At 71.3% G+C, this 13313-nt stretch carries 8 protein-coding genes; 2 read left to right on the top strand and 6 right to left on the bottom strand.

Features of this window, described 5'->3' with window-relative positions:
* Positions 1 to 27 precede the first annotated feature (27 nt).
* Complete coding sequence (locus tag IE272_RS15805; protein ID WP_190007125.1) at positions 28 to 759, top strand: nitroreductase family protein; 732 nt, start codon at positions 28 to 30, stop codon at positions 757 to 759.
* Positions 760 to 1038: 279 nt separating this feature from the next.
* Positions 1039 to 2592, top strand: a complete 1554-nt coding sequence (locus IE272_RS15800; RefSeq protein WP_050357280.1) for a peptidoglycan-binding protein — start codon at positions 1039 to 1041, stop codon at positions 2590 to 2592.
* A 124-nt stretch (positions 2593 to 2716) separates the two neighbouring features.
* Here IE272_RS15800 and IE272_RS15795 read toward each other — a convergent pair whose 3' ends face one another.
* From IE272_RS15795 to IE272_RS15770, 6 genes are all read right to left on the bottom strand, one after another.
* A complete protein-coding gene (locus IE272_RS15795; RefSeq protein ID WP_190007124.1) occupies positions 2717 to 3388 on the bottom strand; it encodes a hypothetical protein in 672 nt (223 codons plus the stop codon).
* 80 nt (positions 3389 to 3468) lie between these two features.
* Positions 3469 to 7128, bottom strand: a complete 3660-nt coding sequence (locus IE272_RS15790) for a S8 family serine peptidase (protein ID WP_190007179.1) — start codon at positions 7126 to 7128, stop codon at positions 3469 to 3471.
* A 204-nt stretch (positions 7129 to 7332) separates the two neighbouring features.
* Positions 7333 to 8475 carry an XdhC family protein gene (locus tag IE272_RS15785; protein ID WP_190007123.1) on the bottom strand — a complete coding sequence of 381 codons (1143 nt, stop codon included), beginning with the start codon at positions 8473 to 8475 and terminating at the stop codon, positions 7333 to 7335.
* A gap of 36 nt (positions 8476 to 8511) precedes the next feature.
* Positions 8512 to 9969 (bottom strand): NCS2 family permease, encoded by a 1458-nt coding sequence (locus tag IE272_RS15780; RefSeq protein WP_190007122.1) that lies wholly within the window; start codon positions 9967 to 9969, stop codon positions 8512 to 8514.
* A 329-nt stretch (positions 9970 to 10298) separates the two neighbouring features.
* Complete coding sequence (locus tag IE272_RS15775) at positions 10299 to 12716, bottom strand: xanthine dehydrogenase family protein molybdopterin-binding subunit (RefSeq protein WP_190007121.1); 2418 nt, start codon at positions 12714 to 12716, stop codon at positions 10299 to 10301.
* Complete coding sequence (locus IE272_RS15770; protein WP_056698214.1) at positions 12713 to 13312, bottom strand: (2Fe-2S)-binding protein; 600 nt, start codon at positions 13310 to 13312, stop codon at positions 12713 to 12715. Before IE272_RS15770 ends, IE272_RS15775 begins: the two co-directional genes overlap by 4 nt.
* Position 13313: the final 1 nt, after the last annotated feature.

Here is a 13313-nt window from a genome sequence, read left to right as displayed (position 1 = left end):
GGAGGAACCTGCCTAAACTCCGCGATCATGACCATGAAAACGGTTCAGGCCGACCCGTCCGCCCTCGGCGGCCCCGCCCTCTTCGACACCATGTCCACGATGCGCGCCATGCGCCGCCTCAAGCCGGACGCGGTGCCCGACGAGACGATCGAGCAGCTGATACAGGCCGCCGTCTGGGGGCCCAGCGGCGGCAACATGCAGTGTTACGAGTACGTGGTGGTGACCGACCGCCAGGTGATGGCGCGGCTCGCCCCGCTGTGGAAGCGGTGCGTGGACGCGTACCTGGCGACGACCGGGAAGTACGCCCCGGAGGGCATGGACGAGGCGGCGTACGGCCGGATGGTGGCGGCGATCGAGTATCAGCGCGACCACTTCGCCGACACCCCGGTGCTGATCGTGCCGTGCTACCGGTTCCCGGAGCCGCGTCTGGACGAGGAGGGTCTCGCCGCTTCGGCGCGGGCGCTCGGCCCGGCGGGCACGGAGCACATGATGAACACGCAGACGCGTTTCCAGGCGCTGGCCGAGGGCTCCTGCGTCTATCCGGGGGTGCAGAACCTGCTGCTCGCGGCCCGGGGGCTGGGGCTCGCGGCGAACATCACCATCTGGCATCTGATGCTGGAGCAGGAGTGGAAGCGGGAGCTGGGCATCCCGGAGGACATGGCGACGTTCGCCGCCGTGCCGGTGGGGTGGCCCGCGGGCAACTTCGGCCCTGTACGGCGGCGGCCGGTGGCGGACGTCATCCACCGCGACCGCTGGTAGGGGCCGACTCCACGTCAACCCGTGCCGACACCCCTGTCGGGTGATGCTCCACGTCACCCGACAGGGCTAGCGCTGCGATCAACTCCCGTTATTTTGCAGGATGTTGCCAGCACAATCAGCTCTTCAACTCTTTGTCATGCCCACCCCATGTCGATAGCCTGACCGTGCTCGGCACCCCTCTGGCCCACCCCGGGCCCGAGGGCTTTTCTCTTCCCCCACACCCGTTTACCCCCCACCCCACCCCCACCCCCACCCCACCCCCACAGAGCAGGAGCCCTCATGCCCCTCCGCACCGCCGCCCGAACCCGCGCCCGCGCCTGTGCCGTGGCGGCCCTCACCGCCACGGCCCTCCTCGCGACCGGGCACCCGGCGACCGCCGCCCCGCAAGCGGACACGACCGACCCGATGAACCGCGCGTTCGCCGAAGCGGCACACGAGTACGGGGTACCGCGCGATCTGCTGGCCGCCGTCGGCTACGGAGAGAGCCGTCTCGACGGCCACGCGGGCACGCCCAGCCAGGCGAACGGCTACGGCGTGATGCACCTGGCGAGCAACCCGGCCAACCGCTCCCTGGAGAAGGCCTCCGAGCTGACCGGCGAGAGCGCGGCCCGGCTGCGCCGGGACACGACGGCCAACATCCTCGGCGGCGCGGCCGTCCTGCGCGACCACGCCGACGCGCTGGGCCTGGACGCCGCCGAGCGCCGGGACGTGAACTCCTGGTACCCGGCGGTGGCCCGCTACAGCGCCGCCGAGGGACCGGCCGCCGCGCTCTACGCGGACTCGGTCTTCACCTTCCTCGCGGAGGGCGTGGCCGCGACGGTGTCCGGCGGCGAGCAGGTTCTCGTGCCCTCCCGGCCGGTCTCCCCGGACAAGGGCGCGGTGTCGGCGTCCGACGTCTACGCGCAGAGCGCGGACTACCCCTCGGCCCGCTGGGTTCCCGCGTACTCCGGGAACTTCGTCGTCGGCCGCAAGGCCGCCATCGACAAGGTGGTCATCCACACCACCCAGGGGTCGTACGCCGGTTCCATCAGCTGGTACCAGAACCCGGCGTCGCAGGTCAGCGCGCACTACACGATCCGCTCCTCGGACGGTGAGGTCACCCAGTCGGTCCTGGAGAAGGACACCGCCTGGCACGCCGGCAGCACCAACTCCTCGTCCGTCGGGATCGAGCACGAGGGCTATGTCGACAACCCGGCCTGGTACACGGAGGCGATGTACCGGTCCTCCGCCGCCCTGACCAAGCACCTCGCGACCCGGTACAACATCCCGAAGAACCGGTCGCACATCATCGGCCACAGCGAGGCGCCCGGCGCCGATCACACCGACCCCGGCCCCAACTGGGACTGGAACCACTACATGGAGCTGATCGACGGCGACCCGGGCAGCGGCGGCGACGGCCTGACCTTCCCCACGTATACGACCCAGCAGTCCGGCTCCACCGGTCCGCAGGTCAAGGCCGTCCAGACGCTGCTCAACGCCCAGGGTTACGAGGCGGGCGCGGCGGACGGCAGCTTCGGGCCCACCACCAGGAGCGCGGTGCAGGTGTTCCAGCGGGCCCGCACGCTGGAGGCCGACGGGACGGTCGGCCCGAAGACCTGGACGGCCCTGCTGTCCGCGGGCACCACCCCGGCGCTGGCCAAGGGCGCTTCAGGTGAGGCGGTCAAGCGCCTCCAGCGGGCCCTGACCGCGGCGCTCGGCACCACCGTGAACGCGGACGGCAGCTTCGGCCCGGCCACGGAGACGGCGGTGCGCAGCTACCAGACCAGCCGCAAGCTCTCGGTCGACGGCAAGGTGGGCCCGGCCACGTGGGGGGCTCTGCAGAGCGGAAAGTAGGCACGGACCCGGGCGGGCCCCCCGACTCCGGAGGCGCCCGCCCGGGGCTGCCGGCCGCCGTCCCGACCCGGTAGCTTCGTCCCGTGTGCTATTACGCGGAGACGGACGGCGTCCGGGGCGCGGCCTACTTCCCGACGCCCGCCGGATACCCGATCTCCTTGATGTCCTCGGCCAGTTCGGCGGGGATCCGCTCGGGGGCGAGGGCGGTGATCACGTCGTCGGTCAGCGGTCGCAGCGCATAGATGTGGCGTACCGCTTCGAGGTCGACGGGGATCTCGAAATAGTCCTCGGCCCACTCCTGGTAGGACTCGGGTGTGCCCGTGACCAGGAGTTGGAAGAGCCAGTCGGCCCCGTCGGAGTCCTCGCCGTCCTCCGGGAACTCGATGGTTCCCGCCCGCCAGCGGTCGTCGTCGCTCGCGCGCCAGAGGCAGGCGGTGACGACGGGCATCCCGAACTCGTCGGTGAACGAGGGCTCGTCGACGTAACGGCGGAACACGGCGGGCACCTCGTCGAGCACCCCGGGCCAGGGGGCGTCGTCCACGTACGGGCTCATCGGCGACTCGTGGTCGAAGCCCCGCGCGTACGCGCCGTCGGCGGAGAGGACCACGGAGTACTCCCCGCCCGACCCGTCCCGCATCGAGGCCATCGCCTCCGTCGGCGACCACTGCGCGTCGAAGCTGTGCCAGCGGTGGTCCCACTCGGGGCACAGGATCGCGTCGAGCATCGCCAGGGAACGGCAGAGGTCGGTGAGGGCGGATATGTCCGGCAGCCTGCGGGCCACGTCGTGAACGCTCATGGGCTCATCCAACCGCACCGGCCGGAGGCCGACGCACGTGGTCCCGCACCCCCGGGGGAGTGCGGGACCACGTCAGCAGGTCACTTCAGGCCGAAGGCCCGGATGATCTCCTGGTCGACGACGAGCCCGCCGGGGCCCTCCGCGTGCGCCTTGAGCGAGACCGACGTCGCGCCCTTCGACGGGGTGCGGAACTTCGCGGTCCACTCACCGGTCTTCTGCCGGCGGAGCTCCACCTTCGACCAGTGCTTGCCGTCGTCGTAACTCACCGACAGCGCGGCCTTGTCCGCCTTCACCGCGCCCGGCAGCCATTCCTGGGTGCCGGAGGAGAGTCCGATCTCCGTCGTGCGGCCGGCCCGGACGTCGCCCGCCAGGTCGGTGTCGACGGCGTAGTCCAGCTGGAGCATCGGGATGTCGGCCTGCTGGGGGCCGCCCGGCTCCAGGGCGCCGGAGACGAAGCCCCACTCGGAGTGGGTGCGGGTCGACGTCTTCCAGGTCTCCGCGTCCCGCTCCGAGTCGATGACCAGACGGTACGGGAGCTTCTCGGCGGCGAGGTCCCAGACGTATCCGGCCCTGCCCGCGCCCTTCTTCAGCTCCTTGTCGCCCTGGTAGAAGGCGTAGGAGGTGGTGTCGTACTCGTTCTCGGGCATCGAGCCGGAGTGGCCCGCGCCCGCGTCCGTCCACGGGGTGATGTTGAACTGGACGTCGTTGTGGACTGTGCGGAACGGCCCCCAGTAGCCGGTGCCGAGGCGGGGCCGGGTCACCGGGGCGAACCACTCGGCGCGGTAGTCCTTGCCCGCCCGGTAGTCCAGCTCCGCGCTGCGCATCTCGTGCGCCGTGCCGGACTGGTCGGCGCCCAGGACCGCGTGGTTCTCGTACCAGAAGGAGTCGCCCGGCAGCGGGTTGACCCATTCGGTGCGGACGTCCGGGAACTGCTCGTACTCCTCGAAGCCGAGGCCGGGCCCGTAGTCCGGGATGTCGTAGCGGTAGCCGCCGCCGAGCGTCTTCTTGTGGCCGTAGAAGGTGTTCTCCACCTTCGCGAGCTGACGGGCCGAGGGGGCGAAGGCCAGCGAGCGGTCCGGGATCGTGCCGTCGTGGCGGTCCACCAGGTCGTACACGTAGTCCGCGAACTTCTTCTGGTCGACCTGGACCTTCTTGCCGCGCTGCGCCGCCCTGATCAGGCTCTCGCCCGCGGACGTCTGGACGGAGGCGACGGGGATCGTGGTCTGCTCGCCCCACGGGGTGTAGCTCTCCATCGCCACGCCGCGCTCGTCGTTGACGACGAACAGCGCCTCGGCCCCGGCCGCCAGCGCGGCCGCGAGGCGCTCGGCGGGCGCGACGTCGGCGCTGCGGGTGATGACGACCGCCTTGCCGCGCGCGTCCACACCCCGGTAGTCGGCCGGTGCGCCCTTGCCCGCGTACACCGCTTTCAGCTTCTGCCTGCGGTCCTCGGCGACCGCCGCGCCGCCCTGGACGAAGACCGGCACGTCACGGCCGTCGGCCTCGACGTCGATCAGCTTCTCGCCCTGACGCCAGCGGGTCAGGAAGCTGAAGCTGCCCTGGGTGACCTTCTTGGTGGGGCTCGCCCACAACTGGTCGTAGGTCAGCGGGATTTGGAACGCGTCACGCTGGACGGTGCCGTCCGGGGCGGTGCGCGCCATGTCGTAGCGGAGCTGGCGGGTCTCGGTCTCCTTCGGGGTCCGCACGTCGATCTTGCGGGCCTTGGAGGCGTCGAGGGTGACGGTGGTGGAGCCGGTGAGGATCGTCTCGGGGGCCGCGAGGAACGCGACGGCCCTGGAGTCGGGGCGGTCGCCGTCGATGTCCACGGAGGCCCAGGCGGTGTAGTTGCCGGGCGGCAGGCGCAGGGTGGTCTCGCCGCCGCTGACCTGGACGAGGCCGAGCTGCGGATCGCCCAGCTCGGCGAGGACGACGAGGCCGTCCATCGGCTTGCCCGACCGGTCGCGGAGCTTCACCGTCAGGTCGTGCAGCTCCTTCTCCTTGGTGAGCGCGAAGCCGGTGTGCGCGACCGTCGCGCCCGCCGCGTCGGTCGCGACGACCTGGCCGGAGAAGGTGGTGTCGTTGGCGACCTCGGCCGGGTCCAGGGACAGGACCGCCTCCGCGGTGCCCCCGGCCGGGACGGTCAGCGTGTCGGTGGACAGCGTGTACGCCGCCTCGTCCGTGTCGGTGGCCAGGTTCAGCGTGACGTCCGTGTCACCCGCGTTGCGGTAGGTGATGGTGCGCTCGGCGACCTGGTCGGACGGGCTGTGCGGCCAGTCGTAGGAGGCCACCTGGACCGAGCCGGTGGCCTCGATCGTCGTGTCGATCGCCGCCTTCACATCCAGCCGGCCGGTGCCCTGCTCGTACGGGGTGTACGCGTCGAGCTTCTTGGACGAGGTCATCAGCGCGTCCTTGATGCGCTGACCGGACCAGTCGGGGTGACGCTGCTTCAGGATGGCCGCCGCGCCCGCGACATGGGGCGTGGCCATCGACGTACCGGACATCGACTGGTACATGCCCTCGATGCCGGGGACGGACTGCGAGGCGGCGGCGTTGATGTCGACGCCGGGGGCCGACAGATCGGGCTTCAGGCCGTGCGAGCGGACCAGCGGGCCCATCGAGGAGAAGGCGGCGCGGCCGTCCTGCTTGTCGACGGCGGCGATGGTGAGCGCCTGCTCCGCCGAGCCGGGCGAGCCGATGGTGCCCGCCCCGTACGCGTTGCCCGCCGCGATCACGAACAGCGGACCGCCGTCCGCCGAGAGGGAGTTCACCGCCTGGGACATCGGGTCCGTGCCGTCGTCGGGCACCGGGGAGCCGAGGCTCATGGAGACGACGTCGGCCCCTTCGGCCTTGGCCCACTCCATGGCCTCGATGATCCCGGAGTCCGCGCCGGAGCCCTCGTCGCTGAGGACCTTGCCGACGAGCAGGTCGGCCGCCGGGGCGACGCCCTTGTTGGCGCCCTCGGAGGCGGCGCCGGACCCGGCGATGGTGGAGGCGACGTGCGTGCCGTGACCGTTCTTGTCGTCGACCTCCTCGCCCGGGACGAAGCTGCGGGCGCCGACGACGCGGTCCTTGACGTCCGGGTGGTCGGCGTCGATGCCGGTGTCCAGGACGGCGACCTTGGCGCCCTTGCCGTCGAAGCCGGCGGCCCACGCCTGCGGGGCGCCCACCTGCGGCACCGACTCGGTCAGCAGCGCCTCGGAGCGGCCGTCCAGCCAGAGTTTCGCGATCCCGCCGTCGAGCGAACGGGCCTTTTCCGTACGGGTGATGGCGCTCCAGAACGTCCGAGCGTCGTCCTTGTCGGCCGTGAGGGCTGCCCCGTTGACGGATTCGAGGGTGCGGACCTTCTTCGCGCCGCGCGGGGCGGCGGGCAGCGCCTTGCCCCGTGCGGGCGGGTAGGTGGCGATGAGCGGGACGGAGCCGGTGCCCTCGTCGTCGTATCCCATCCGCACCAGGGCCGAGACGTTGAACAGCCGTCGGTCCAGGGTGCCCGCAGCGATCAGCGTGGTGGCCTCGTCGGGCAGGACGTACACGTCCTCGCCCGCCTGCTGGATGCGCACGCCGCCGCTCGCGCCGTCGGGGCGGTCCACGGTGACGGTGTCCTGGTCGCCGGGGCCGTCCACGTAACGCACGACGTCACCGGTGATCAGAGTGACGGTGTGGCTCTCGGTGCGTACGTCGGAGCGCGGGGTCTCGGAGCGGGGTGCGGGGGCGGCGCCCGCGGTGCCGGCGAAGGGGACCAGCATGCCGCCCATCAGGGCCGCCGAGGTCGCCAGGAGCAGGGCTCTGCGTCCTGGGCGGGCGGATCTCGCCCGGCCGGGAACGGAGGAGGGGGAAGAAGTCATGCAGTTGATCTACCGGCAAATCCGGGAAGACCGCTGCGTTGCGGTCGGGCGGGAAACCGCCGTGGCGGTAACCCGCCCGAGGTGGACAGGCTGTTGACGGACGTTTCAGGCCACCGAGGCGAGCGGCTGTCCGCTGCTGTCGTGATGAATGGGGGTATGGGCCCCGGTGAGCGGTACGCCGCTGCCGCCGCGCCGGACCGCGACGATCTCGGCGGCGATGGACAGGGCCGTCTCCTCCGGCGTACGGGCGCCCAGGTCGAGCCCGATCGGCGAGTGCAGCCGCGCCCGTTCACGGTCGGTGAGGCCGACCTCGCGCAGCCGGTCGTCGCGGTCCAGGTGGGTGCGGCGGGAGCCCATCGCGCCGACGTACGCGACCGGGAGGCGCAGGGCGGCCTCCAGCAGCGGTATGTCGAACTTGGCGTCGTGGGTGAGGACGCAGAGCACGGTGCGCGCGTCGGTCGCGGTCCCGGCGAGGTAGCGGTGGGGCCAGTCGACGACGATCTCGTCGGCCTCGGGGAAGCGTGCCTCGGTGGCGAAAACCGGTCGGGCGTCGCAGACGGTGACCCGGTAGCCGAGGAACTTCCCGGCGCGGACCAGCGCGGCGGCGAAGTCGATGGCACCGAAGACGATCATGCGCGGCGGCGGAACGCTGGATTCGACCAGCAGCTCGATGGGCCGTCCGCAGCGGGATCCCTCCGCGCCGATGGCGAGCGGCCCGGTGCGGCCCGCGTCGAGCAGGGCGCGGGCCTCGGCGGCGGCGGTCCGGTCGAGCGCCGGGTGGCCGCCGAGCCCGCCCTCGTGGCTGCCGTCGGCGCGGACCAGGAGCGGGAGTCCGAGCAGTTCCCCGGGTCCGTCCGTGACGCGTGCCAGCGCGGCCGCCGTCCCCTCGGCGGCGGCCGCGAGCGCGGCGGCGAACACCGGGCGGGCGGGGTCGTCCGTCCGTACCGGTGTCACCAGGATGTCGATGACGCCGCCGCAGGTCAGACCGACCGCGAAGGCGTCCTCGTCGCTGTAGCCGAAGCGCTCGCGAACGGATTCCCCGTCGTCCAGAGCCTGTTGGCACAGTTCGTAGACAGCCCCCTCCACGCATCCGCCGGACACCGAACCGATGGCCGTGCCGTCGCGGTCGACGGCGAGGGCGGCTCCTGGCTGCCGGGGCGCGCTGCCGCCGACCGCCACCACGGTGGCGACGGCGAACTCGCGTCCCTGCGAGACCCACCGGTGCAGCTCCTCGGCGATGTCCAGCATGGCGTGTCTCCTTTGGGCGTGAAGGGGGCTCGGGCGTCAGTGGACGCCCAGCCAGCTCTCGATCGGGTTGAGGGCGAAGAAGACGATGAAGATCACCGTCAGCCCCCACATGAAGGCCCCGACCTCGCGGGCCCGGCCCTGGGCGAGCTTGATGGCGCTGTACGCGATGACACCCGCGGCGACACCGGTGGTGATGGTGTACGTGAAGGGCATCAGGACCACGGTCAGGAAGACCGGGATGGCGACCGAGCGGTCGCTCCAGTCCACGTGCCGGGCGTTCTGCATCATCATCGCGCCGATGACGACGAGGGCGGCGGAGGCCACCTCGGTCGGCACGATCGCGGTGAGCGGGGTGAAGAAGAGACAGGCGGCGAAGAAGAGGCCGGTGACGGCGGAGGCGAGCCCGGTCCGGGCCCCTTCGCCGACGCCGGTGGCCGACTCCACGAAGACCGTCTGGCCGGAGCCCGAGGCGACACCGCCGATCACGCCGCCGGCGCCGTCGATGAACAGCGCCTTGGACAGGCCCGGCATACGGCCCTTGTCGTCGGCGAGCTTGGCCTCGGTGCCGACGCCGATGATGGTGGCCATCGCGTCGAAGAAGCCGGCCAGCACCAGGGTGAAGACGATCATGCCGACCGTCATCACCCCGACGTCTCCCCAGCCGCCGAACTCGACGTTCCCGAAGAGCGAGAAGTCGGGGGCGGAGACCGCGCTGCCCTCCAGCTCCGGCGGGCCGCTGCTCCACGTCTTGGGGTCGATGTCGACGATCGCGTTGATGACGATCGCGACCACGGTGCCGACGGCGATGCCGATGAGGATCGCGCCGGGGATGTTGCGCGCCTGGAGCATGAAGATGAGCAGCAGGGTCACGCAGAAGATGAGGACGGGCCAGCCGGCGAGTTCACCGGCCGGGCCGAGGGAGACGGGGGTCGCCTCGCCCTGGTGGACGAATCCGGCCTTGTAGAGGCCGATGAGGGCGATGAAGAGCCCGATGCCCATGGTGATGCCGTGCTTGAGCGCGAGCGGGATCGCGTTCATGATCATCTCGCGGAGGCCGGTGACCACCAGGAGGCAGATCACCACACCGTAGATCACACACATGCCCATGGCCTGCGGCCAGGTCATGTTGGGCGCGACCTGCGAGGCGAGCACGCCGGAGACGCTGAGCCCGGCGGCGAGCGCCAGGGGCACCTTGCCGACGAAGCCCATGAGCAGGGTCGTCGCGGCCGCCGCGAAGGCGGTCGCGGTGATCAGGCCGGGCTGGCTGAGGAGGTTGCCGTTGAGGTCCTCCCCGCCCAGGATCAGCGGGTTGAGCAGAAGGATGTACGCCATGGCCATGAAGGTCGTGACGCCGCCGCGCAGCTCGCGCGCGACGGTGGATCCTCGTTCGGATATGTGGAAGTACCGGTCGAGCCATGATCTTCCGGCGGGGACGCGCGAGCCGGGGCCCGCGGCCTCCGCGCTGGTCTTCGGTTCCACTGACTGCTGGGTCATGATGCCTGACTCCCAAGGTTCACAGGGGCACCCGCTTGGAGATTCCTGAATGCGGGATTTGGGATGACTGCGTCGGCTGCACGACCCGGGGACGGCCGGGACGGACGGTGAAGCAGAACGGATGTGCCGGCGGCACGGATGGTCCGTGAGGCGATGCCGTGCGCTCGGCACGGTGAAGAACCGCGAGCGGTGCGGTACTTGGTGCCTCCGGACGGTGCGGGGTGCGGAAAAGTGTGACGTTCTCGGCGCTGCGCACCGCCCGGAGAGTTCGGGGGGGACCGCTCGGAGACTGCCGGGCGGCGACCGGTGGGAGGCCGCCCGGCAGGATCTCAGGCGCCGGTGAGGTGTTCGGGCCGCACCGGTGTCCTGTTGAGCTCAAGACCCGTCGCGTTCCGGATCGCCGCGAGGACGGCCGGGGTGGACGACAGGGTGGGGGCCTCGCCGATGCCGCGCAGCCCGTACGGGGCGTTCTCGTCGGCGAGTTCGAGCACGTCGACGGGGATGGTCGGCGTGTCGAGGATGGTGGGCAGGAGGTAGTCCGTGAAGGACGGGTTGCGCACCTTCGCGGTCTTCGGGTCGACGATGATCTCCTCCATCACGGCGACCCCCATGCCCTGGAGGGTGCCGCCCTGGATCTGGCCGAGGACGGAGAGCGGGTTGAGCGCCTTGCCGACGTCCTGGGCGCAGGCCAGTTCGATGACCTTGACCAGGCCGAGCTCGGTGTCGACCTCGACGACCGCGCGGTGCGCGGCGAAGGAGTACTGGACGTGGCCGTTGCCCTGTCCGGTGCGCAGGTCGAACGCCTCGGTGGGCCGGTGGCGCCACTCCAGCTCGATGTCGATCGCCTCGTCCTCCAGGACGTCGGCGAGGTCGGCCAGCACCTCGCCGCCGTCGGTGACGACCTTGCCGCCCTCCAGGAGGAGTTCGGCGGTGGCCCAGGCCGGGTGGTAGGTGCCGAACTTGGTGCGGCCCAGCTCCAGGACCTTCTCCCGTACGGCTTCGCAGGAGTTCTTGACCGCGCCGCCGGTGACGTACGTCTGGCGGGAGGCGGAGGTGGATCCGGCGGAGCCGACCCGGGTGTCGGCGGGGTGGATGGTGACCTGGTTGACGCCGAGTTCGGTACGGGCGATCTGGGCGTGGACGGTGACGCCGCCCTGGCCGACCTCGGCCATCGCGGTGTGCACGGTCGCGACCGGTTCGCCGTTGATGACCTCCATCCGGACCCGGGCGGTGGAGTAGTCGTCGAAGCCTTCGGAGAAGCCGACGTTCTTCAGGCCGACCGCGTAGCCGACACCCCGCACGACGCCTTCGCCGTGGGTGGTGTTGGAGAGCCCGCCGGGCAGCGCGCGGACGTCGACGGAGGTGCCCTCGCTGCCCGCCGCCAGCCACTGCTGCTCGGGCGGCAGCGGCCGGGACTTGACCAGGCGCAGCAGCTCGGCGACCGGGGCCGGCGAGTCGCACGACTGTCCGGTGGGCAGCAGGGTGCCCTGTTCCATGGCGTTGAGCTGCCGGAACTCCACCGGGTCCATGTCCAGCTTCGCGGCGAGCTTGTCCATCTGCGCCTCGTAGGCGAAGCACGCCTGGACCGCGCCGAAGCCGCGCATCGCGCCGCAGGGCGGGTTGTTGGTGTAGAGCGCGATCGCCTCGATGTCGACGTCCTCGACGACGTACGGGCCGACCGAGAGCGAGGAGGCATTGCCGACGACGGCCGGGGAGGCGGAGGCGTAGGCCCCGCCGTCCAGGACGATGCGGCACTTCATGTGCGTGAGCTTGCCGTCCTTGGTGGCGCCGTGCTCGTAGTGGAGCTTCGCCGGGTGCCGGTGGACGTGTCCGAAGAAGGACTCGAACCGGTTGTAGACGATCTTGACCGGCTTGCCGGTGCGGAGCGCCAGCAGGCAGGCGTGGATCTGCATCGAGATGTCCTCGCGGCCGCCGAAGGCCCCGCCGACGCCGGAGAGCGTCATGCGGACCTTCTCCTCGGGCAGGCCGAGGACGGGGGCGATCTGGCCGAGGTCCGAGTGCAGCCACTGGGTGGCGACGTACAGCTCGACGCCGCCGTCCTCGGAGGGCACCGCGAGGCCGGACTCGGGGCCGAGGAAGGCCTGGTCCTGCATGCCGAAGGTGTAGTCGCCGGTGACGATGACGTCGGCCCGCTTCGCGGCCTCGTCGGCGTCGCCTCGGATGATCGGCTGGCGGTGCACGATGTTGGGGTGCGGGACGTGGCCGATGTGGTGGTCGTCGCGGCCCTCGTGCACGAGCACGGCGTCGGGAGCGGTCGCCGAGGCCTCGTCGGTGATGAGCGGCAGCTCGCGGTACTCGATCTTGATCTTGGCCGCGGCGCGGCGCGCGGTCTCCGGGTGGTCGGCGGCCACGATCGCGACCGGCTCACCGTGGTGACGGACCTTGCCGTGGGCGAGAACCGGGGTGTCCTGGATCTCCAGGCCGTAGTTCTTCATCTCGGCGGGCAGGTCGTCGTAGGTCATCACGGCGTAGACGCCGGACGTCGCGAGCGCCTCGGAGGTGTCGATGGAGACGATCTCGGCGTGTGCGACGGTGGAGCGCAGCGTCTGGCCCCACAGCATGTCCTCGTGCCACATGTCGGAGGAGTACGCGAACTCGCCGGTGACCTTGAGGGTGCCGTCGGGGCGGAGCGTGGACTCGCCGATGCCGCCCTTGGTGGGCGACCCCTGGGTGATCTTGGTGGGGGTGCCGGCCGGTACGGTCTGGGCCTTGGGGGGCGTCGTCATGACTGGACCGCCTCTTCCTGACGGGCGGCCGCGAGGCGGACCGCGTCGAGGATCTTCTCGTAGCCGGTGCAGCGGCAGAGGTTGCCGGAGAGCGCCTCACGGATGTCCTGGTCGGACGGCGAGGGGGTGTTCTCCAGCAGTTCGTCGGCGGCGACCAGCAGGCCGGGGGTGCAGAACCCGCACTGGACGGCTCCGGCGTCGATGAACGCCTGCTGGATCGGGGAGAGCGGGGCGGCCTCGCCGGCCTGCCCGTCGGTGGGCCTGGACTGCCAGCGCTTGGCGGCGTCCAGTGTGGTGCCGCAGGATCCGGCGGCGCAGCCGCCGCCGGGGTGGGCGTCCTCGCGGTGCTTGGCGTAGTCGGCCAGCCCCTCGACGGTGACGACCTCGCGGCCCTCGACCTGACCGGCGGCGACCAGGCACGCACAGACCGGGACGCCGTCCAGGCGGACCGTGCAGGAACCGCACTCGCCCTGCTCGCAGGCGTTCTTGGAGCCGGGCAGGCCCATGCGCTCACGCAGGACGTACAGGAGGGACTCGCCCTCCCACACGTCGTCGGCTTCCTGCTGACGGCCGTTGACCGTGAAATTGACTCGCATG

Source organism: Streptomyces anulatus, assembly GCF_014650675.1.
GTDB lineage: Bacteria > Actinomycetota > Actinomycetes > Streptomycetales > Streptomycetaceae > Streptomyces > Streptomyces anulatus.
This window is presented reverse-complemented; position numbering and strand designations above follow the sequence as displayed.